This window comes from Caulobacter segnis, assembly GCF_019931575.1.
Classification (GTDB): domain Bacteria; phylum Pseudomonadota; class Alphaproteobacteria; order Caulobacterales; family Caulobacteraceae; genus Caulobacter; species Caulobacter segnis_C.
The window spans coordinates 3,313,000-3,334,961 of sequence record NZ_CP082923.1 but is presented as its reverse complement, the minus strand read 5'-3'; the positions used below and the strand labels follow the sequence as shown (position 1 = coordinate 3,334,961).

General features: G+C 69.3%; 18 protein-coding genes. 12 read left to right on the top strand and 6 right to left on the bottom strand.

Going from position 1 to position 21,962, the window contains the following annotated elements; all coding sequences use genetic code 11:
• The first annotated feature begins 6 nt into the window (after positions 1-6).
• Positions 7-783, top strand: a complete 777-nt coding sequence (locus K8940_RS15350) for a helix-turn-helix domain-containing protein (protein WP_317846998.1) — start codon at positions 7-9, stop codon at positions 781-783.
• Positions 783-1,292: a 6-pyruvoyl trahydropterin synthase family protein gene (locus K8940_RS15345; RefSeq protein ID WP_223390869.1), complete on the top strand. Its 510-nt coding sequence runs from the start codon at positions 783-785 to the stop codon at positions 1,290-1,292. Before K8940_RS15350 ends, K8940_RS15345 begins: the two co-directional genes overlap by 1 nt.
• Here the strand turns inward: K8940_RS15345 and K8940_RS15340 are convergent.
• On the bottom strand, positions 1,276-1,683 hold the full coding sequence (locus K8940_RS15340) for an Rrf2 family transcriptional regulator (RefSeq protein WP_223390868.1): 408 nt from the start codon (positions 1,681-1,683) through the stop codon (positions 1,276-1,278). The two genes, K8940_RS15345 and K8940_RS15340, sit on opposite strands and share 17 nt — an antisense overlap.
• A gap of 111 nt (positions 1,684-1,794) precedes the next feature.
• Here K8940_RS15340 and K8940_RS15335 point away from each other — a divergent pair, with 111 nt between their 5' ends.
• The 3 genes from K8940_RS15335 (at position 1,795) to K8940_RS15325 (ending at position 4,840) form a co-directional block, all read left to right on the top strand.
• A complete protein-coding gene (locus K8940_RS15335) occupies positions 1,795-2,439 on the top strand; it encodes a hypothetical protein (protein WP_223390867.1) in 645 nt (214 codons plus the stop codon).
• Positions 2,440-2,525: 86 nt separating this feature from the next.
• Positions 2,526-3,557: a copper-containing nitrite reductase gene (gene nirK, locus K8940_RS15330; RefSeq protein WP_223390866.1), complete on the top strand. Its 1,032-nt coding sequence runs from the start codon at positions 2,526-2,528 to the stop codon at positions 3,555-3,557.
• Positions 3,558-3,628: 71 nt separating this feature from the next.
• A complete protein-coding gene (locus K8940_RS15325; RefSeq protein ID WP_223390865.1) occupies positions 3,629-4,840 on the top strand; it encodes an alginate export family protein in 1,212 nt (403 codons plus the stop codon).
• 77 nt (positions 4,841-4,917) lie between these two features.
• On the opposite strand, the gene K8940_RS15320 is transcribed toward K8940_RS15325, so the two are convergent.
• A complete protein-coding gene (locus K8940_RS15320) occupies positions 4,918-7,158 on the bottom strand; it encodes an adenosylcobalamin-dependent ribonucleoside-diphosphate reductase (RefSeq protein ID WP_223390864.1) in 2,241 nt (746 codons plus the stop codon).
• 119 nt (positions 7,159-7,277) lie between these two features.
• Between K8940_RS15320 and K8940_RS15315 the strand changes: the two genes are divergently transcribed.
• Positions 7,278-7,712: a hypothetical protein gene (locus K8940_RS15315; protein ID WP_223390863.1), complete on the top strand. Its 435-nt coding sequence runs from the start codon at positions 7,278-7,280 to the stop codon at positions 7,710-7,712.
• Positions 7,713-7,817: 105 nt separating this feature from the next.
• Complete coding sequence (locus K8940_RS15310) at positions 7,818-8,264, top strand: pseudoazurin (protein ID WP_223390861.1); 447 nt, start codon at positions 7,818-7,820, stop codon at positions 8,262-8,264.
• A gap of 44 nt (positions 8,265-8,308) precedes the next feature.
• Here K8940_RS15310 and K8940_RS15305 read toward each other — a convergent pair whose 3' ends face one another.
• Positions 8,309-9,010, bottom strand: coding sequence for a Crp/Fnr family transcriptional regulator (locus K8940_RS15305; protein WP_223390859.1), 702 nt, complete (start codon positions 9,008-9,010; stop codon positions 8,309-8,311).
• Positions 9,011-9,166: 156 nt separating this feature from the next.
• On the opposite strand from K8940_RS15305, the gene K8940_RS15300 reads away from it, so the two are divergent.
• From K8940_RS15300 to K8940_RS15290, 3 genes are all read left to right on the top strand, one after another.
• Positions 9,167-9,826: a helix-turn-helix domain-containing protein gene (locus K8940_RS15300; protein WP_223390858.1), complete on the top strand. Its 660-nt coding sequence runs from the start codon at positions 9,167-9,169 to the stop codon at positions 9,824-9,826.
• Positions 9,823-11,184 carry an oxygen-independent coproporphyrinogen III oxidase gene (gene hemN, locus K8940_RS15295; RefSeq protein ID WP_223390857.1) on the top strand — a complete coding sequence of 454 codons (1,362 nt, stop codon included), beginning with the start codon at positions 9,823-9,825 and terminating at the stop codon, positions 11,182-11,184. The genes K8940_RS15300 and hemN overlap by 4 nt, the downstream gene beginning before the upstream one ends.
• Before the next feature lie 103 nt (positions 11,185-11,287).
• Positions 11,288-13,558, top strand: coding sequence for a nitric-oxide reductase large subunit (locus K8940_RS15290; protein ID WP_223390856.1), 2,271 nt, complete (start codon positions 11,288-11,290; stop codon positions 13,556-13,558).
• Between the two features lie 82 nt (positions 13,559-13,640).
• On the opposite strand, the gene K8940_RS15285 is transcribed toward K8940_RS15290, so the two are convergent.
• From K8940_RS15285 to K8940_RS15275, 3 genes are read right to left on the bottom strand one after another with little or no spacing between them, the layout of a single operon-like run.
• Positions 13,641-15,017 (bottom strand): efflux transporter outer membrane subunit, encoded by a 1,377-nt coding sequence (locus tag K8940_RS15285; protein WP_223390855.1) that lies wholly within the window; start codon positions 15,015-15,017, stop codon positions 13,641-13,643.
• Positions 15,017-16,147: an HlyD family secretion protein gene (locus tag K8940_RS15280; RefSeq protein ID WP_223390854.1), complete on the bottom strand. Its 1,131-nt coding sequence runs from the start codon at positions 16,145-16,147 to the stop codon at positions 15,017-15,019. Before K8940_RS15280 ends, K8940_RS15285 begins: the two co-directional genes overlap by 1 nt.
• The gene (locus tag K8940_RS15275; RefSeq protein ID WP_223390853.1) at positions 16,144-17,811 is read right to left on the bottom strand and encodes an MFS transporter; all 1,668 of its coding nucleotides are present in this window, start codon (positions 17,809-17,811) and stop codon (positions 16,144-16,146) included. The genes K8940_RS15280 and K8940_RS15275 overlap by 4 nt, the downstream gene beginning before the upstream one ends.
• Before the next feature lie 345 nt (positions 17,812-18,156).
• On the opposite strand from K8940_RS15275, the gene K8940_RS15270 reads away from it, so the two are divergent.
• Positions 18,157-20,571 (top strand): TonB-dependent siderophore receptor, encoded by a 2,415-nt coding sequence (locus tag K8940_RS15270; RefSeq protein WP_223390852.1) that lies wholly within the window; start codon positions 18,157-18,159, stop codon positions 20,569-20,571.
• A 62-nt stretch (positions 20,572-20,633) separates the two neighbouring features.
• Positions 20,634-21,938, top strand: coding sequence for a CynX/NimT family MFS transporter (locus K8940_RS15265; RefSeq protein ID WP_223390851.1), 1,305 nt, complete (start codon positions 20,634-20,636; stop codon positions 21,936-21,938).
• Positions 21,939-21,962: the final 24 nt, after the last annotated feature.

Sequence of the window (21,962 nt, the reverse complement as noted above, 5' to 3'; positions counted from 1 at the left end):
CTTCGCATGACTCTCAAGCCCGCCGATCTGCTGCGTATCCGGCAACTGCCCCTGCTGCAGAGCGCCTCCGCCGAGACCTTCGCGCGGCTGACGCGCAGCGCGTTCCTGCAGCGCTTCCCGCGCGACGCCCAGCTGACGGCCGAGGGCGAGGTCAACGACTTCCTCTACGTGCTGATGGAAGGCGCGGTCGAGCTGGAGGGCACCTGGAACGACCGGGACTCGACCCTGGCCCTGCTGCGGCCGCTGTCGACCTTCGTACTGGCCTCGGTGATCCTGGACGTGCCGGCCCTGATGACCGCGCGCACGATCGCGCGCAGCCAGGTGCTGATGATCCCCGGTGAGACCTTCCGCCAGGCGGTGCGCGAGGACGCGGCGCTGTCCTTCGCCGTCGCCGAGGAGTTGTCGGGCTGCTACAGCGGCGTCGTCCGGGTCCTCAAGAACTACAAGCTGCGCGGGGCGCTGGAGCGCCTGGCCAACTATCTGCTGGTGCAGCAGCGTCGGCAGGGCGGCGGACCGACCCTGCGGCTGCCTTGCCAGAAGCGGGTCCTGGCCTCGCTGCTGGGCATGACGCCGGAGAACCTGTCGCGCGCCTTCGCTACCCTGGGCAGCCATGGCGTCCAAGTCGACGGGGCCAATGTGACGATCAACCGTCCGGCCGCGCTGGCCCGCCTGGCCAAGCCCGACGCCTTGATCGACGATCACGCCGAGGGGGACGAGCAGGTCATGGGACGGGCGGATCGCGAACGCCGCAGCTATGGGCAGGCGGAGTCGGACCGCTTCTGATGGCTTATCGCTCGATCAAGACCTACGGGCCCGAGCGCGGCCTTACCTGCGCCTATCGGCAGTGGGCCGCGTCCAGCCATTGCGCGCTGCTGCACGGCTATTCCCTGGGTTTCACGTTCACCTTCGCCGCCGAGCGGCTGGATGCGCGGGGCTGGGTGGTCGATTTCGGCGCCGGCGGCTTCGGCAAGATCCGCACGTGGCTGCACGAGATGTTCGACCACACCCTGCTGGTGGCGACGGACGATCCGGCGCGGGTCGAGTTCCAGCGCCTGGCCGACCTGGGCTTGGCCCAGGTGCGGCTGACGCCGAGCGTCAGCTGCGAGGGCCTGGCCGCCTTCGTGTTCGATCACGCCCAGCAGATCATCGAGGTCGCCACGCAGGGGCGTTGCTGGGTGGAGTCGGTGACGTGCCACGAACACGGCGCCAACAGCGCCGTGTTCGAGAATCCGCGGGCGGTGGCGCGCAAGGTCAGCGCCGAGGTGATGACCGAGATCATCGGCAGGCTTTGAGCATCGTCGGCGGGGCGTCGCGGAAGGGCTTCAGGCCGGCGGCGTCCAGCGTTTCCAGAAAGGCCTCCGTGGCCGGGCCCAGCAGGCCGGGCAGGACGCAGTTCGGCGCCAGTGGGCAGGGCGCGCAGTCGCGACGCGGCAGGCAGGCTTCCAGGACCACGACGACGCTGGAAGGCTTGACCGGAAGGCCGTCGCGGGCGCGGACGCCGCCGCGGCGACCGCGGATCGTGGCGATTAGCCCCTCGCAGGCCAGGGTGTGGACGACCTTGCTCACGTGGTCGCGCGGCGAGCGGGTTCTTTCGGCGATCGCGCCGACCGTCAGGGGATGCTCCGTCGCATCCAGCAGCGCGACGATCCGCAATCCCAGAAGAGCGCGTTCGGTCAGGCGCAAGGCGAAATCTCCGTGTTGACGCCGAGGACGCCTTTCGCCGCACACTCCAGCGTGCGCGGATGCGTCGCGCCATGCGCCAGATCAAGTCCGCGGACGTTTTGACGGGGCGCAATGACGACCGGCGCGGTCATCGTTTTCGATGGCGGCATGGATGATCGCATCGACGTCGTGACACTGGCCATCGTGCTGCCGGGCGCCTCGGCGATCCTGCGCGCGGCGGGCATCAACTTCCAGGCCGGCGACCAGCCGAGCCTGGCGGAGGCCGCGCGCGCGCGACGCGTTCCGCTGGAAGCCTTGCTGGCGCGCCTGGACGCGCATGCGTGGGCGCTGTCCGACGAGGGGGAGGATAGCGATCCCGATGCGTGCGCCGAGGCGCAGGGCTTGCTCTTCGCGGAGGGCGTCAGGCTGGCCCGAGGGCTGGAGGCGCGCTTCGCCCATCAGCCTGGCTGTCCCAACGGCCTGGCCAGCGCCATGCAGGACCTCGCCGACTCCTTCGCGCGTCACGACGCCGTCGAACGTACGGCCGGTTCGAACCCCGATCCGACCTTGATCGCCCGTCTGATCGACGATCACCGGTTACTTAAGGAAAAGCTCGACCATATGGCCCACTGGCTGGGCGCGCCGGCCTCTCTAGGCGCTCTGGGAGCCGCCGGAGCCGTGCTGGCTGGGGTTTGGCGAGCCTTGGACCGCAACGTCCGTCGTCGCGTGCAGATCGAGGACCGCCGCCTGACGGGCGACCGCGACAAGCTGTCCTGAGCAGTTTGCGCATGCACAAAGAACGCCGCGAGGGGAGGTCTACCCATCAGGCCATCGGCGCCGCTCGGGCGCCCGAGGATAGGAAAATGAAAGCCCTCGCTCTCTTCGCCACCGCTGCGACCCTCGCCCTGACGGGGGCCGCTGGCGCCGTCGCCGCGACGCCGGACGCTCCGGCCCCCGCCGTCGCCGACATCGTTCGGCCCGCCACCGACCTGCCGCCGCCGATCGCCCGCCGCGCGCCCGCGACCGTCAAGGTCGACCTCGTCACCCAGGAGATCGTCGGCAAGCTGGCCGACGGGGCCAACTACAAGTTCTGGACCTTCAACGGCAAGGTGCCCGGCCCGATGGTCCGCGTCCGGGTCGGCGACACCGTCGAGGTCACGCTGAAGAACGCCGCCGACAGCGAACACATGCACAATGTCGACTTCCACGCCGTGACCGGTCCCGGCGGCGGCGCGGTCGCCACCATGGCAGACCCCGGCGAGACCAAGACCTTCACCTTCAAGGCCCTGCAACCCGGTCTCTATATCTATCACTGCGCCACCCCGATGGTCGCCCAGCACATCGCCAACGGCATGTACGGCGCCATCCTGGTCGAGCCCGAGGAAGGCCTGCCCAAGGTCGACCACGAGTTCTACGTCGTGCAGGGCGAGATCTATACCGACGAGGCCATCGGCTCGAAGGGCCTGCTGAACGAGAGCATCGAAAAGCTGCTCAACGAACAGCCCGAGTACTACGTCTTCAATGGCGGCTTCAAAGCCCTGACGGGCGACAAGGCCCTGCACGCCAAGGTCGGTGAGACCGTCCGGATCTTCTTCGGGGTCGGCGGTCCCAACAAGACCTCGAGCTTCCACGTGATCGGCGAGATCTTCGACCACGTCTATCCGTACGGTTCGGCCACCAGCCCAACCATCAAGGACGTGCAGACCGTCACGGTCGCGCCTGGCGGCGCCACCATCGTCGACTTCAAGCTCGAGGTCCCGGGCAACTACATCATGGTCGACCATGCGCTGAGCCGCCTGGAACGCGGCGGCGCCGGCATCCTGACCGTCGAGGGCCCGGCCAATCCCGACGTGTTCACCGCCCCGCCGAACCCGCACAAGGGTGGCGGTCACTAAGCGGACGCGTCTACCGGGGCGGCGAGCGATCGCCGCCCCTTTTCTTTCCGACAGTTAGTCAGGTTTATCCCATGAGACAGCATGTCCTGCTGGCGCTCGCGGGCGCGAGCGCGCTTGCCTTCGGCGCGCCCGCGATCGCCGCCGACGCCCCTTCCAATTCCGGTCAGCTCCTGCTCGAGGCGCGAACGCGCTACGAGCTCTATGATCCCGACGGCGCCGACGCCGAGGCGATCACCACCCGCCTGCGCCTGGGCTGGCGACAACCGATCGCCAAGACCCTGACCGGCCTGATCGAGATGGAGGCCATCGGCGCGATCGACGACGCCTACGCCGACGGCGTGCACGCCCATCCGGGCAAGGCCATCATCCAGGATCCCGAGACGGTCGAGCTGAACCGCGCGGTGGTCGAGTGGCGGCCGAACGCCAGGGGCGGCGTCGACGTGGGCCGTCAGCGGATCATCCTCGGCAACGCCCGCTTCATCGGCAACAGCGGCTGGCGGCAGAACGAGCAGACCTTCGACGCGATCAAGCTGACCGCCAAGCCGACCAAGGCGGTCACCGTGACCTATGCCTATATCGACCGGGTGCGCCGCCCGCTGGGCCACAAGTCGACACAGGGCGTCTGGCGCGGTGACGTGCATCTGGTCCAGGCCGAAGGCGACCTGGGCGCGATCGGCAAGGCCACCGCCTACGCCTTCCTGATGGACTTCGACAACGCCGCGTCCCAGTCGAACAAGACCTTCGGCGTGCGGCTGGCCGGCGCCCACGCCCTGAAGCCGGGTCTCAGCGGGACCTGGGAGCTGGAGCACGCCAACCAGAAGGACTACGGCGCCAATCCGCAGCGCTATTCGGTGGACTACGACCTGGCCTCGGCCGGGCTCAAGACCGCCAAGTCGACGGTGTCGCTGAACCTGGAGCGGCTGGAGGGCGACGGCGTCCATGCCTTCCAGACGCCGCTGGCTTCGCTGCACGGCTTCCAGGGCCTGTCCGACGTGATCGGCGCCACGCCGGCCAAGGGCGTTCGCGACGTCTTCCTGCGTGGCGCGCGGACCTTCGACACCAAGGCGTTCGGGGCCAAGCAGCCGCTGAAACTGACGGGCGAGGCCCATGATTTCGACACGACGGTCGGCGGGCAGAACCTGGGCCGTGAGGTCGACGCCACCGTGTCGACCCCGGTGGCCAAGGGCTGGACGATCGAACTGGGCGTCGCGCGGTTCGAGACCCAGTCCAAGACTTATCCCGACGCCACGCGGGCCTGGGCCAGCCTCGACTTCAAGCTCTGACCCGACCGACAGGCGCAAAAAGGAAGGGCCCGCCTAGGCGGGCCCTTTTTCGTGGGATCAACCCGCAGCGCGGCGGATCACCCGCACTTGGAGTAGCCGCAGTCGGTGCAGGTGTCGCAGCCTTCCTTGCGGATCAGGCCGGTGCTGGCGCAACGCGGGCAAACGGCCGGGCGAGGGGCGTCGGCCTGATGCGTGTGGTTGTCCGGTTCGACGGCCTCGGCGACCCGAGGCGTCGCGGCGACGAAGTCGTGGCGCAGGTGCCGCTCGACCACCCCGCCGATTGCTGCCGGTAGCGAGGGGACATAGCGTCCCGACAGCCAGGCGCCGCCCTGCGGGTCGAACACCGCCTTCAGTTCGTCGGCCACGAAGCCGACGTCACCGCCGCGCCGGAACACCGCCGAGATCATCCGGGTCAGGGCCAGGGTCCAGGCGTAGTGCTCCATGTTCTTGGAGTTGACAAAGATCTCGAACGGCCGGCGCTGGCCGTCGATCTCGGCGTCGTTGACGGTCACGTAGACCGCGTGGGCGCTATGGGGCCACTTGATCTTGTAGGTCACGCCCGCCAGGGCCTCGTCGCGCGCGGCCAGCGGCAGGTCGGGGGCGGGCTCCTCGGCGGGCGGCGGCGTATCCACCGACAGCACCGAGCCCGTCACCGCGTTCGGCCGATAGGTCGTCAGCCCTTTGCAGCCCGAACGCCAGCCTTCGAGATAGACGTCGCAGAAGGCGTCGAAGGGGATGTCGGCCGGGCAGTTGACGGTCTTGGAGATCGAGCTGTCGATCATCGACTGGGCCGCGGCTTGCATGACTAGGTGCTCGCGCGGCGACAGGGTCTGAGCCGAGACGAAGACGTCCTCGGGCGGCTGCGCGTCGCCGTGCAGGCGCTTCCAGACCGTGAGGGCGTAATCCTCGACCGCCTCCTGCCGCGTCGATCCGTCCGGCTGGCGGACCTTGCGGTTGTAGGCATAGGCGAAAACCGGTTCGATGCCCGATGAGACGTTGCCGGCGACCAGCGAGGTGGTGCCGGTCGGGGCGATCGAGGTCAGGCAGCCGTTGCGCAGTCCGTGCTCGGCGATCAGGGCGCGGGTCGCGTCGTCGAGGTCCAGCAGGTTCGGCCGGGTCAGGACGTCCGGGTCATAGGCGGGGTAGGGGCCTTTCTCCGCCGCCAGCAGGGCCGAGGCGCGATAGGCCTCACGCTTGATGATCCCCAGCCAGCGCTTGGTGGTCTCCGCCGCCTCCTCCGAGCCATACCGCTGGCCGCAGAAGATCAGGGCGTCGGCCAGGCCGGTGACGCCCAGGCCCAGCCGGCGCTTGGCGCGGGCCTCGTTGGCCTGGGCCTCCAGCGGGAAGCGCGAGACATCGATGACGTTGTCGAGGAAGCGCACCGCGATGTGGGTCAGCTCGGCCAGTCGCTCCTCGTCCAGGCCGGCGCCCTCGGCGAACGGCGTGGCCACCAGGCGGGCCAGGTTGATCGAGCCCAGCAGGCATGCGCCATAGGGCGGCAGCATCTGCTCGCCGCAGGGGTTGGAGGCGCTGATGGTCTCGCAGGCGGCCAGGTTGTTGCGAGCGTTCACCCGGTCGACGAAGATCACGCCCGGCTCGGCATAGGCGTAGGTCGCCGTCATCAGCCGGGTCCATAGATCGGCCGCGCGAACGGTCCGGAACACCTCGCCATTGAAGACTAGCGGCCACTCGGCGTCGTTCTGCAGGGCTTCCAGGAAGGCGTCGGTGACCAGCGCCGACAGGTTGAAGTTCCGCAGGCGGGCCGGGTCGCGCTTGGCGTCGATAAAGGCCTCGATATCGGGATGGTCGATGCGCAGGCAGCCCATCATCGCCCCGCGCCGCTGGCCGGCCGACAGGATGGTGCGGCACATCGAGTCCCAGACGTCCATGAAGCTCAAGGGCCCCGAGGCGTCGGCGCCGACCCCGCGCACGGGCGCGCCGGTCGGGCGGATGGTCGAGAAGTCCATGCCCACGCCGCCGCCCTGCTGCAGGGTGACGGCCGCCTCGCGCAGATGCTCGAAAATGCCCGGCAGGTCGTCGGGCAACGTGCCCATGACGAAGCAGTTGAACAGGGTCACGGCCCGGGCCGTGCCGGCGCCGGCGAAGATCCGGCCGGCGGGCAGGAACTGGAAGTCGGTCAGCGCCTCTAGGAACCGTTCGCGCCAGCGCTCGCGCGTCTCCTCGGGCTCGGCCAGGGCGATGGCCTCGGAGACCCGTCGCCAGCTGTCCTCGACGCCGGCGTCGCCGCCGCCGTCATCTGGCGTGAACCGGTACTTCGCGGCCCATATCTCCGCTGCGAGGGGAATGTCGAAGGCCATGATCCTGCTCCGTCACCAAAGGGCAGGAGAGGCTGACGGATTCGACCGCGGCCGAAATTGTCGAAGAACAAGGAGCCTGGCGGACAGCCCGCGCAAGAGTGGGAACAGGAGGTTCCGCCATGGCGCAGTCCGTCCCTCAATCGATCGATCATGACCCCGGCGGTTATCGCTGGCGCGTCGACGAGCTGACGCGGGCCCTGGGCCTGGCGCGGCGGCTGGCGAGGCATGACGAGGCCCGTGATCGCGTCGGCGGCGTGGCCGGGGCGCTCGTCGACACGCTGGTGGGCCTGCTCACCGAGATCTGCGATCGCCAGACGGCCGAGGCCGACCTGCTGGAAGGCGACTTTCCCGACACCGAGGCGCTGGCCGACGCCCTGATCCGGCTCGGCGCCGAACATGACCTGGTGCGGTTTCGGCTGGAGCAGCTGGCCGCCCTCGTCGCCCAGCTGCCCGGCGACAGCGACGTCGCCCGCGAACTGCTGGGAATCCTGGCCCGCTATGACGGTGATTGTCGCGAGCTCATGCGGCTGGAGGAGGCGGCGTTTTATCCGTGAATCCTCGTGACCGCTTGCGCTGGCGCAACGTCGATCAATCCCGATCGGCCTATCGATAAAGGCAAGCGAGCGGGTTCTTCCGCCCGCAATTTAAGGTGATCCAAGATGTTTAAATCCGTTCTCCTGGCCGGTGTCGTCGTGGGCGCGCTGGCCGTCGCCGGCGCGGCTGGCGCGGCGGAACTGCAGGTCAAGATGCTGAATTCTGGCTCGCAGGGCATGATGGTTTTCGAACCGGCGACGGCGAAGTTGAAGGCGGGCGACACGGTCCGCTTCATCCCGACGGATTCGGGCCACAACGTCGAGTCCATCAAGGAGATGTGGCCGGCGGGCGCCGCCGAGGTGAAGGGCGTGCTCGGCAAGGAAGTCGTGGTGAAGCTCACCAAGACCGGCGTTTACGGCTTCAAGTGCACGCCGCACTGGACCATGGGCATGACGTTCGTGGCCAAGGTCGGCGACGGCAAGCCGAACGCCGCCGAGGCCGAGGCCGCGATCGCCAAGGCTCCGTCGTTGGCCAAGAAGCGCCTGACGGCCGAGTTCGCCGCGATCAAGTAGGAAAAGCGCCAGCGCCGTCGCCTTCGGGCGGCGGCGCGACGGCCTTAGGCGGGATCGGCCAGATCGACCAGCGCGTCCAGTTTGCGAACGATGATCCGGCGCCGCGCGCTGCCGGTGATCCCGCGGTCGTCCCAGGCCGCGAGGGTGCGGCTGACGGTATGCAGCGTCGAGCCCGCCATCTCGGCCAGTTCCTGGCGGGTGATCGGGAAGTCGATCTCGATGCCGTTGGGGGTCTTGCGTCCGGCCTGCTGGACCAGGCGCATCAGGGTGCGGGCGATGCGTTGCTCGACCTTCTCGCCGGCCATTTCGCCGACCCGGTCCTGCATCTCGAACAGGCGGGCCCCGGCCGAGGCCGCCGAACCCATGGCCACCTCGGGATAGCGGCCCATCAGCTGGCGCATGGTCGCCACGGTCCAGTAGACCTCGACGCTGTCGACCACCGCGACGGCGTCGGCCGGGAAGGGCTTGCCCATCAGCGCGGCCACCGTGCCGTACATCTCGCCCGGGCCGATGAAGCGGATCACCGACTGGTTGCCGTCGGGGCGGGCCTGGACGATCTTCACCCGCCCGTCCAGCAGCGAATGGCAGGTCACGCCGTCGTCGCCCTGGGCGAAGATCACCCGCCCGGCGGGCAGGCTGCGCACGGTCCCGGCGGCCAGGATGGCCGAGAGGGCTTGGGCGTCGAGGCTGCGGAACATGTCGCCGCCGCGAAGAATTTGAGGGTCGATCGCGGCAGTCATGGCCATAGGCGAGCCTTCGATGGAATCAGGCCATCAGGACTAGGCGCGTGGGCGGTCCAGCTGAATCCCGGTATTCTACCTAGGGCGAACTCCCGAATGTCGGCGGGCCGACGCCTGTTGCTAATCCAATGGTCGACGCAAGCCCGGGGAGCCGCGCCGACCATGAACCTCGCCTTCACCACTCTGCCGCATCCGATCGCGCCGCCGCCCACCATGCTGGGCCAGACGCTTGTTCCGGTCGGCGTGACCATTCGCCGGGCGCCGGGCGAGGAGATCTTCGCCCAGGGCGAGCCGGTCGACACCGTCTATCAGGTGATGTCGGGCACGGTGCGCACCTACCGCCTGCTGGGCGACGGTCGCCGCCATGTCTGCGACTTTCACACCCCTGGCGACCTGCTGGGTCTGGAGACCACCGACGAATACTGCTGCTCGGCCGAGGGGATGACCGACGTCATCCTGCACGCCATTCCGCTGAAGGCCCTTCGGCGCCTGACGACCGAGGATCCGCTCCTGGGTCAACGGCTGCTGGCGATCGCGACGGGCGGGATGCAGCGCAGCCAGAACCACGCCTCGATGCTGGCCCGCCTGGGCGCGGTCGAACGCGTCGCCGCCTTCCTGGTCGACTTCGCCCGCCGCTTCGACGCCGACGACGAGCTGGACCTGCCGATGACCCGCCAGGACATCGCCGACTATCTGGGCCTGACCATCCACACCGTTTCCCGGACCCTGTCCCAATTGCAGGACCAGGGCCTGATCGACGCCCGCGCCTCGCGCCGTGTGCGCCTGCGCCGGCAGGACGAGCTTCTAGGACTTTGCGCATGACTCCTTCGGCCCTGACCCCCGCCCAGCGCGTCCACGCCGAACGCAACCTGCCGCGCTACACCAGCTATCCGACGGCTCTAGCTTTTGACGCCCAGCAAGCGTCCGAGGCGCACGCCTGGATCGCGGGCACGAAGCCCGAGGACAAGCTTTCGGTCTATGTGCACGTGCCGTTCTGCCGGCGGCTTTGCTGGTACTGCGGGTGCCACACCTCGATCGCCCACACCTACGAGCGGGTCGGGACCTTCTTCGAGACGCTGACGCGCGAGGTCGACCTGGTCGCCGCGCGGCTGGGCGAGCATGACGGCCTGGCGCATCTGCACTTCGGCGGCGGCAGCCCCAATGCGCTGAACCCCGAGGATTTCGCGGCCCTGGTCACCCAGCTGAAGACCGCCTTCCGCCCGCGCCCGGGCGCGGAGATCGCCGCCGAGCTCGATCCCGGCATGCTGTCGGAGGCCTTCGTCGACGCGGCCGGTGAGGTCGGCGTCAACCGCGTCAGTCTGGGCGTCCAGACCTTCGATCCGACCGTCCAGGCCCTGGTCAATCGCATCCAGCCCTACGACCACGTGGCGCGCGCCGCCGAGCGCCTGCGCAAGGTCGGCGTGGCGGGGCTGAACTTCGACCTGATGTACGGCCTGCCGGGCCAGAACCCCGAGAACGTCTACGAGTCGGCCCGCCAAGCGGTCCAGCTGCGTCCCGACCGGGTGGCCGTGTTCGGCTACGCCCACGTGCCGTGGATGAAGAAGCACCAGACGATGATCCGCGAGGCCGATCTGGCCGATCTCGACGGCCGCTGGGCCCAGGCCGAAGCGGCCGACGCGGCCCTGGTCGAGGCGGGCTATGTCCGCATCGGCCTCGATCACTACGCCCTGCCGGAAGACGCGCTGAGCCGTGCCCTGGCCGAGGGACGGCTACGGCGGAACTTCCAGGGCTATACCGACGACCCGGCCCCGGTGCTGGTTCCGATCGGCCCCTCGTCGATCGGTCAGTTCCGCGAGGGCTTCGTCGGCAACCACGTCCCGACCGACCAGTGGTCGGCGGCGATCGCCCGGGGGGAACTGCCGCTGAACCGCGCCCTGGCCGTCGACGACGAGGACCGCGTCCGCGCCACCGTGATCGAGCGGCTGATGTGTGACATGCGCGTCGATGTCGCGGCCGTCTGCCGGGCCCATGGTTTCGCCGACGACCATCTGGCCGAGAGCCTGGAGGCGACCGACGCGCTGCAACTGGCCGGCCTGTGCCAGCGGGACGGCGCGGTGGTGTCGATCCCGGAGCCCGCGCGCCGCCTGATGCGCGTGGTCGCCGCCGCCTTCGACGCGCGCCTGCCGCAGGCCGCGACGCGCCACGCCAAGGCCGTCTGACCGGCGAAGGTTGCGCCCCGACAACGTCGCGGGGCGCTCCGGCGCGCATCGTGATCCCCGAAACCGCCGAATGGGAGAGTCCCGACCGGCGAGGGGAAGCGAGATGAACACGCGAAGACTATGGTTCGTCCTCGCCCTGGTCATGGCGGTGTCGTTCACCGTCCTGGGGCTGATGGGACGTGAAATCCACCGGCAGGCGCCGCCGATCCCGACCCGTGTGGTCGACGCGAGCGGGCAGGTGCTGATCACCAAGGCCGAGATCGAGACGGGTCAACTGGCCTGGCAATCGATGGGCGGCCAGCAGGTCGGCTCGATCTGGGGCCACGGCGGCTATGTCGCGCCCGACTGGTCGGCCGACCAGGTCCACCGCGAGGCGACGGCGCTGCTGGACATCTGGGCCAAGCGCGACTTCAAGGCGCCGTACGACGCCTTGCCGGCCGAGCGGCAGGCCGCTCTGCGCGAGCGCCTGAAGGGCGAGGTTCGCACCAACACCTACGATACCAAGAGCGGCGCGATCACGGTCAGCGCCGACCGCGCCCTGGCCATGCGCCAGGTGCGGACGCACTACGAGACCCTGCTGGGCTCGGACCCGGCGCTGGAAAAGCTGCGCGAGCAGTACGCCATCGCCAACGGCGCGGTGAAGGACCCGTCGCGACGCACGGCCATCGCCGCCTTCTACTGGTGGACCGGCTGGGCGGCCAGCACCGACCGTCCCGGTTCGGACATCACCTACACCGCCAACTGGCCGCACGAGGAGCTGATCGGCAACAGGCCGACCACTGCCACGATCGTCTGGTCGGTGGCCAGCGTCATCCTGCTGATCGCCGCCGTCGGCGCCCTGGCCTTCTGGCACGCCAAGACCAAGACCGAGGACCACCTGGTCGCTCCGGCCAAGGATCCGCTGGCGGCGCTGAAGCCCACGCCGTCGATGAAGGCCACGGGCAAGTACTTCCTGACCGTCATCGGCCTGTTCCTGCTGCAGGTGGGTCTGGGCGCGGTCACGGCCCACTACTCGGTGGAGGGCCACGCCTTCTTTGGCGTGCCCATATCGGACATCATTCCCTACGCGGTGACCCGCACCTGGCACACTCAGCTGGCCGTCTTCTGGATCGCCACCGCCTGGCTGGCCACTGGTCTCTATGTCGCGCCGATGATCTCGGGCCACGAGCCCAAGGGTCAGAAGCTGGGCGTGGACCTGCTGTGGGTCGCCCTGGTCGTCGTCGTGCTGGGCTCGATGGCCGGCGAGTGGCTGGGCGTCCAGCAGGTGTTCGACCTGAACACCAACTGGTGGTTCGGCCATCAGGGCTGGGAATATGTCGATCTGGGCCGCTTCTGGCAGATCCTGCTGTTCGTCGGCCTGATGAAGTGGCTGGTCCTGGTCGGCCGCGCCCTGTGGCCGGCCCTGAAGGCGCCGTCCGAGAGCAAGCCGGTCATCATGATCCTGTTCCTGTCGACCGTCGCCATTGGCCTGTTCTACGGCGCGGGCTTCATGTGGGGTAAGCATACCCACATCAGCCTGGTCGAGTACTGGCGCTGGTGGGTGGTCCACCTGTGGGTCGAAGGCTTCTTCGAGGTGTTCGCCACCGCCGTCATCAGCCTGCTGATGGTCAAGCTGGGCCTGGTTCGCGCCAAGTCCGCCAATGGCGCGGTGCTGTTCGGGACCATCGTGTTCCTGTTCGGCGGCGTGCTGGGCACGGCCCACCACTGGTACTTCGCCGGCACGCCGGTCTCGGTCATCGCCATCGGTTCGGTGTTCTCGGCCCTCGAGGTCGTGCCGCTGGCCCTGATCGGCGCAGAGGCCTTCGAGACCTTCAGCCACACCAAGGCCGCGCCCTGGGTCGCGACCTATCGCTGGCCGATCCTGTTCTTCGTCGCGGTTTCGTTCTGGAACCTGCTGGGCGCGGGCGTCTTCGGCTTCATGATCAACCCGCCGGTCAGCCTGTACTTCATCCAGGGCCTGAACACGACGGCCACCCACGGCCATGCCGCGCTCTTCGGGGTCTACGGCATGCTGGGCATCGGCCTGCTGCTGTTCTGCTTCCGAGGTCTGGCGCGTCGCGAAGCCTGGGACGACCGCCTGCTGGCCATGACCTTCTGGCTGCTGAACGGCGGCCTGGCGATGATGATCTTCCTGTCGCTGCTGCCGGTGGGGGTGATCCAGGCGATCGCCAGCATCGAGCACGGCCTGTGGTTCGCCCGCTCGCCGGCGGTGATCCACTCGCCGTTGGTCCAGACCCTGGTCTGGATGCGGGTGCCCGGAGACATCGTCTTCGCCGGCGGTGCCCTGACCCTGGCGGTGTTCGCCGCCAAGCTGGTGCTGGGCATCCGCCGCCCGGCCATGAAGGAAGCCACGACCCCGGTCGCGGCCGAATAGACCCAAGACCCCCGGGCCAGGCGCGCGTTCACCGCGCGCCTGGTTTGCTCGGCCGGACGCCGCAAGCGCGTCCGGCCGTTTTTTATGGCGTGGTCGTCGCCCAGCCGCCGCCCAGGGCCTGATAGAGCGCGATGGCGTTCTGCAGTCGGGCCTCGCGCACCTGCGACAGCGCCAACTCGGTGGCCAGCAGGCCGCGCTGGGCGTCCAACTCCTCCAGATAGGCGACGTAGCCGGCCTGGTACCGCTTGCGGGCGTGGTCGAGGGCCGAGGCGGCGGCGGCGCGCTGGCGGACGGCCGCCTCTTCCTGCTCGGCCAGGCGGCCGGTTCCCTCCAGCGCGTTCTCTACCTCTCCGAAGGCGGTCAGCACGGTCTTGCGATAGCCGAAGGCGGCCTGGTCGCGCCGGGCGGCGGCGGCGTCCGACTGGGCGCGCAGGCGACCGCCGTCGAAGATCGGCGCCAGCGCGCTGGCGCCCAGGCTCCAGACCGTGACCGGATCCAGATGCTCGACGAAGAGGCCGCCGCCGGCCGCCGACAACCGGACCTGCGGCAGGAAGGCGGCGCGAGCCGAGGCCAGGCTGGCGTCGGCGGCGACCACGCTGGCCTCGGCCTGGGCGATGTCCGGGCGGCGCGCCAGCAGCGTCGAGGGCAGGGGCGCGGCCGGCCGCGGGATCGCGAGGGCGTCCAAGGGGCCGCGAACCACCGCGCCGGGCGTGTCGCCGACCAGCAGCGTCAAGGCGTTCTCCTGCCGGCGGATGGCCAGCTCCAGGGCGGGGACGCGCTGGGCGGCGGCCTCCAACTCGCCCTCGGCCTGCCGCAGTTCCAGATCCGAGGTCACGCCCTCGCGGGCCCGCCGACGCGCCCGGGCGGCGGCCTCCTGGCGAGAGCCTAGGGTGGCGCGGGCGGTGGCCATCTGGGCGTCCAGCGAGACCAGGGCGACGTAGGCGCGGGCCACGGCGGCGGCCACCGAAAGGCGCGCGGCGTCGCGGGCGTAGCCGCTGGTCTGCAGGCTGGCGCGAGCGGCGGCGTCGGCTTGCCGGATGCGGCCCCAGAGATCGATCTCGTAGGCGACCTGCAACTCGGGTTCGGCGGCGGTGGTGATGGTGGGAATGCCGAAGGCGTTGAGATCGCGGGTCTTCTGCGCCCCGGCCGTCAGGTTGACCGAGGGCAGCAGCGCCGCGCGGGCCAGGCGGCTCTGGGCCTCGGCCTCGCGCACCCGGGCTTCGGCGACGCCGAGGTCGGTGCTGCGGGCCAGGGCGGCGGCGATCAGGTCGGAGAGGCGCGGGTCGCCGAAGGCGTTCCACCAGTCGGCGGCCAGGGTGGCGTCGCCGGTCTCGCTCGGCGCGCGCCAGGCGGCTGGCGGGGTCACAGCGGCCTGGCGCGGCGGCGCGGTCCGGGGACCCGGCGTCGCGCAGGCCGCCATCAGGCCCAGACAGGCCAGGGCGGGGAGGGCGCGGCGCATCAGCGGCGGCCCTTCGCGTCGACCTCGGCCTCGACCGACATGCCCGGTCGCAGACGGGCGAGGTCGGGCTGGTCGGCGTCGAGCACGATGCGCACGGGCAGGCGCTGGGCGATCTTGGTGAAGTTGCCGGTCGCGTTCTGGGGCGGAAGGATGCTGAATTCCGAGCCCGTGGCCGGCGAGACCTGCTCGACCCGGCCGGTGAAGCGCTGGTCCCCCAGGGCGTCGACGGTGATCACCGCCTTCTGTCCCGGTCGCATGCGGCCCGACTGGCGTTCCTTGAAGTTGGCGATCACCCAGCGCTGCGGCGGCACCAGAGTCACCAGCTGGCTGCCGGCCGTGACGTACTGGCCCAGGCGCACGCCCACCTGGCCCAACTGGCCGTCGGCGGGCGCGACGACGATGGTGTTGGTCATGTCGATCTCGGCCAGGCGCAGGGCGGCCTTGGCGGCCGCTACGGCGGCTTCCAGGCCTTGGCGCGAGACGCCGACCGAACGGACGTCCTGGCGGGCGATCTCCTGGCCGGCGCGGGCCGAGGTCAGGGTCGCCTCGGCCGCGCGCAGGGCGGCGCGGGCCTGATCGCGCTCGCGCAGCGAGACCGAGCCGTCGGTGGCCAGTTCGGCGACGCGGGCCATGTCGGCGCGGGCCCGCTCGACCTGAGCCTGGGCCGAGCCGATGTCGGCCTGGCGGCTGAGCAGGGCCGCCTCGCGCGAGGCGCGGGCCTGGCTCGAATTGGCCAGGTCCGCCTCGCGCGCGGCCAGGGTGGCGCGGGCCTGGTCCAGCCGCTGGGCGTAGATGCGCTGGTCGATCTCGAACAGCGGCTGGCCGGCGCGGACGGTCTGGAAGTCCCTGGCCATGACCTTGGCGACATAGCCGCTGAGCTGGGGCGCGATCACCGTCACCTGGCCACGGACATAGGCGTTGTCCGTGCGCTGCACCGAACGGGCGAAGGGCGGCAGTTTCCAGACATAGAGGACCAGCAGCACCAGCACGAAAGCGCCCCCGATCGTCAGCACGATGGCGCGGGCGGTGGGGGGCGCGGGCCGGGCGGGCGGCGGCGCGGCGGCGGCGGCGCGGTCCTCCGGCTGGGGGGCGGATTGGGGCGAGGGCGGCGGCGAGGGCGCGTCGGTCATGCGGTCTCTCGAGCGGGGAGGGTGGTCGGCGGTGCGGCGGCCGCCATGCGTCGGGCCAGGAGGAAGAACAGGAAGCCGGCGTAGAAGAACTGCAGCAGGGCGACGACGCCGACGACCAGGAACACGTCGTTGAAGGCCAGTACATTGGCCTGCTGGGTCAGCTGCTGGGTAAGGAGCGCGCTGGCGTCCGCGGCGCGGAAGGCCGGGTCGGCCTGGGTCGAGGCATAGACGCCAGCATAGCCCTGCAGCGTGGCCGCGACGCTCGGATCGGCGCCGGTCAAGCGCTCGGCCAGACCCACCGCGTGGACCTGGGTGCGCACGGTCTGGAAGGTGCCCAGCATGGCCGCGCCGAACAGGCCGCCCAGGTTCTGGGCGACGCCGAACATCACCGAGAAGGTGATGATCGAGCCCAGGCCCCGCGTCAGCAGCTGGCCGATGCCGAACATGAAGGACGGGCCCAGGAACATCGCGGCGGCGAAGGCCAGCAGCGCCTGGCTGACGAACAGGTTGACCGGCCCGATCTGCGGCGTGGCGCCGGCGTCGAGGAACGAGCCGACGGCGATCAGCAAAACCGACAGCAGGAACTGCGGCGCCAGGGTCTTCTGGTTCAGGGTCATGGCGCTGATCACGATGCCCGCGGCGGTGGCGGCCAGCACGATGGCGTACAGCAGCCGCTGCTGCTCCTGCGCCAGGCCCAGGGCCGACATCAGGCCGGCGGCGCCGACGCTCTGTTCGGCGAGGATGACCCGCACCAGGGCGACGTTGAGGCAGAAGCGCAGGAAGGCGCCCGTAGCCACCCAGCGAGTGTCGATCAGCGGATGCGCGCGCCGATGCTCGACCAGCACCCCGGCCGCCAGCAGGATGATGGCGGCGGCCAGGCACCAACCCAGCCAGGGCGCCTCGAACCACCAGACGATGCGGCCCAGGCCCAGCACGGCGACGATCAGGCCAAGACCGCCGCCCAGCAGGGCGAAGGTCAGGGCGTCCGTCCCTTCGAAGACGTGGATGCGCACACCCTGGGGCAGGCGGAACAGAGCGACGGCGGCCAGGCAGGCGGCGGCCAGGCAGGCCTCCAGCGCGTAGAGACCGTGCCAGTAGGCCGCGTCGAGCAGGCCCGTCGAGATCACCCGGGCCAGGGGCGCCCCCAACTGCGAGACGCCGACGCCCAGCACCAGCGCGCCCATGCGGAACGAGGCCGGGAAGGCCTGCAGCATGTAGAACATGGCCAGGGCGGTCAGCGCCGCCGCGCCGACCCCGCTGATCGCCCGCAAGGCCAGGGCCATGGGGAAATTGTCCAGCGCCAGGTGCGCGAAGGCGGCCAACGTGTAGATCGAGAGGAACACCAGGGCGAACCGGCGGATGCCGAACTGCTGGCGGTACTTCACCAGCAAGAGGTTCATCGAGATGTTGGTCATCACGTAGATCGTGGTCAGCCAGGCGCCTTGGGTCGGGGTCAGGCCCAGCGATCCCTGGATGGCCGGCAGATTGACCTGGACCAGGGCCGCGCCCAGCGAGCCGGTGACGCCGATCAGCAGGCTGATCAGGCCGTGGACGATGCGGAAGCTGGTCGGGAAATACGGCGTCGACGGCGACCCCGGCAACAGGGGGCGCTCGTGCGGAAGCCAGTCCGGCGTCGGTCCGATCTGTTCGCCGTGTTGGGGCATGCCGCCGGACATTGGGACGGCTGGCGGCGCGGGTCAAACCTTGGGTGTGGCCCACATGGTACGAGTCTGTGGACGCATCCTGGCGGGGCAAATCCCATGCGCGCAGCCTTCGGTGGTGGACGCGTTTGAGCGGCCTCTGGTTCGCGTTGAAGCAAGTTTCGTGATCATCGCGCCGCTTTCGCGGTCGCCGGCGGCTCAACATGCATGCGGCAGGGACATTTTGAGTGAAATGTCAGTCGTCGCGCCTCGCCGCCGGACCAGACCGACCGATGATTGCTCCGAGGCGTCGACCTTGGGGATAACCGCCGCAGGCGGTGGGCGCGACGGCCTCGCATTGAGGACCGCATGTCGAACTACCGGCTACTGATGGCGGGCTGTTCCGCCCTTGTCCTGCTGGCGCACACGCAGGCCGCTTTCGCGGACGAGACCACCGCGCCGTCCGACACCGTCGACGAAGTCGTGGTCAAGGCGCGCGACAAGGCGGGCCTGTTGGAGAAGCAGCCCAGCAACACCGTCTTCGGCATCGACAAGCCGCTGTTGGAGACGCCGCGCTCGGCCAGCTTCGTCAGCGACGTGACGCTGCAGCGCTATGGCATCGAGACGATCGACGGCCTGACCGCCGTCTCGCCCGGCACCTACACGGCCAGCTTCTATGGCGTGCCCGGCGCGCTTAACATCCGCGGCACCCTGGCCGAGAACTATTTCCGCGGCTTCAAGCGCATCGAGAACCGGGGAACCTATTCGACCCCGATCGGCGCGGCCGACCAGATCCAGATCGTGCGCGGTCCGCCGACCCCGATCTACGGCTCGGGCAAGGTGGGCGGCATGCTCAACTTCATCCCGAAGTCGGGCAAGAACGAGGGCGGCTACCTGACCGAGCCGACCGGCGAGGTCACCGTGACCTACGGCTCGTACAACAAGAAGAACGCCACGGCCCAGGTAGGCCTGCCGGCGAACTTCGGTTCGGTCACCGGCGGCGTCTACCTGTACGGCGAGGTCGAGGACAGCCACAGCTACTACAAGGGCATCTATCCGCGTCGCCAGACGCTTGAGGCGTCGTCCGACTTCGACTTGGGCAACGGTTGGACCACCGCGTTCGGCGGCATGTACTACCACTCGGACGGCGACGTTCAGACGCCCGGCTGGAACCGCCTGACCCAAAGCCTGATCGACAATCAGACCTATGTCACCGGCCGCGACACCACGCTGAAGGACACCGACGGCAACGGCCGCCTGACGCCGAACGAGGTCGGCTTCTATCCGTACGGCAGCGCCATGTACCTGGCCTACTACGGCTATCCGGACAGCAACGGTCTGCACACCCTGGACACCGGCGTCGGTACGACCAAGCTGGATCCCCGTACGGTCTACATCAGCGGCGCCGACTTCTCGAAGACCCGCACCAACACGCTCTATTACGACCTGGCCAAGGAACTGTCGCCCGACAGCGCCATCAAGCTGCAGCTGTTCTACGACGACCAGGAGAACAAGCGCTTCGTCAGCTACGGCTACCCGGCCTGGTTCGACAGCTCGGTGTGGGAAGCCCGCCTCACCTACAACTTCGCCTACGACACGGGGATCATCAGCTCCAAGTCTTTCATCGGCGCGTCCTATCGCAGCTTCGATGGCCGTCGTCGCGAGAGCTACAACAGCGGCATGATCGCGCTGGACCGCCGCGACATCAGCTTCGGCGCCACGCCCACCGACATCATCGACAGCCCGTTCTCGACCGAGACCGGCGCCGGCGTGCAGGGCCTGCAGTGGGAGAACGACAACAAGAGCGAATGGACCCAGACCGGCGTCTTCGCGATGACCGACATCAAGGTCGGCGAGCGCCTGAACCTGATGCTGGGCGGCCGCTACGACGACTACGACGTCACCTCGCAGGACACCGGCTTCCTCAGCTACCAGATCGCCGGCAAGCAGAAGGCCAGCAAGGGCAAGTTCACCTACAGCGCCAGCGCGACCTACAAGGCCCCGGCAGGCGTGATGCCCTACATCACCTACGCCAAGGCCTCGGCCCTGGAGATGAGCCAGGCGGGCGATATCGCGCCAGGCCTGGTGGCTGACGCCAGCGATGCGTGGCTGTCCAACAGCGACCTGGCCGAGGCCGGCTTCAAGTTCCAGTGGCTGCGCGGCACGCTGGTCGGCTCGCTGGCGGGCTATCGCCAGAACCGCACCCAACTGACCGGCATCACCGGCACGCCGACCGGCACGCGGGCCAAGGGCGTGGAGCTGGAAGTGCGCTGGCTGGCCAGCGAGAACCTCAGCTTCACCTTCTCGGGCAACACCCAGCACACGACGGTGAAGGGCCCCGACAACTCGTTCCAGTACATCCCGGCCTACACCGCCGGCGTGGCGGGCGCGCAGGCCTATGGCGGCACCTATGTCGTCTGGGCGTTCAGCAGCCTGCCGGGCCGCGCGGGCGACTACGACTACACCCTGATCCCGAAGTCGGTGGTCAGCCTCTACGGCGCCTACACCAGCGACGACCACGACTGGGGCAAGGTCGGCGGCACGTTCGGCGTGACGCACGTGACCAAGACCTCGGGCACCGTCCAGAACGCCGTGACCTATCCCGCCTACTGGGTGGCCAGCGGCAGCGTCTACTACGAATACGGTCCGTACACGGCCACGCTCAATGTCGATAACCTGTTCGACAAGCTCTACTTCACGCCCGACGCGGACAGCTACGCCAACCTCGGTGCGCTGCCCAGCAAGGGCCGCGAGTGGCGCGTGACCCTGGCTCGGAAGTTCTAGTTCCCCTGCGCGGCGCGCCCCGCGAGGGACGCGCCGCGAGCTTGCATGGAGGCTCGATGGCGATGTCGACGATCCAATGGCGTTCCTGGACCCTTCTGGGCGCCCTTTCCCTTCTGTTGTTCCTGATCACCGCCTCGACGTTCTCGTCGCTGGGCGTGGTCCTGCCGGCCATGATCAAGGACCAGCAGTGGAGCTTCGCCTCGGCCTTCCTGGGCTTCACCCTGCTGGGCGCGTTCTGTGGCGGCTCCTCGTGGCTGCCGGCCCTGCTGATCCGCAAGATCGGCGTGCGGGCGACGATCATCGTCGGCTCGGCTGTGATGATCGCCGGCTTCATCTGCCTGGCGATGGCGCGCGGCCTGCCGATCTACCTGTTCGGCACGGCCCTGCTGGGCGTCGGCTATCAGATGATGGCCCTGATCCCCGGCACGCACCTGCTGTCGATGCTGTTCAAGAAGCGCGCCCTGCCGTTCGGGATCTATTTCACCATCGGTTCCCTGGGCGGCGTCGCCGGTCCCTGGATGGCTCTGGTCGGCATGGAGATCGCCAGCGGCGCCTGGCGGCCGTACTGGGCGTGGCAGGCCATCGCCTCGGCGGTGGTCGGCGTCCTGGCCACCGCCCTGGTCCCCGGCAAGGCCTGGCTGGAGAGCGCTGCGGTCGAGACCGACAAGGCCGTGGCCGAGGAGGCCGCAGCCCAGCCCGCCAACGCCCGCGTCTACCGCACCCAGGTCGACTGGACGGTCAAGGAAGCGATCCGCACGCCGCAGTTCTACGTGATCGTCGCGGCCTATTTCGCCCACCTGCTGGGCGGGGTCACCGCCGTCAGCCTGGCGCCCAGCCACTTCAGCGAGATGGGCGTGATCTCGACCGTCGCCGTCGCGGCGCTGAGCCTGGAATCCCTGATGCAGGTCGTGGCCCGGATGAGCGGCGGCCTCTTGGGCGACCGCGTCGACCCACGCTGGCTGCTGGCCGGCGCACAGGGGATGATGGCCGCCGGCCTGATGGCCCTGGCCCATGCCACAACCTGGCCGATGATGGTGGTCTTCGCCCTGGGCGTCGGGGTCGGTTTTGGCATGACCGTGCTGGCCATCAGCATCCTGCTGCTCAACTACTATGGCCGGAAGAACAACCTCGAGCTCTTCTCGATGGTCTGCCTGGTCGGCGCCGTCTCGGCCCTGGGGCCGGTGATCGGCGGTTTCATGCGCGATCGCCTCGGCGGCTTCGCGCCGACCTTCCAGGTCTTCGCCGCCGTGATCGGCGTGATCTTCGTGGCCGCGCTGTTCATGCGTCCGCCGCGCAAGACGGTCGAGGAAAGCACGCTCGCGCCCGTCCCGGCGCCCACCCCCGTCCTGCTGCGCGACGCCGCTTAAGGACCAAGATCAAAGAACAAGGAG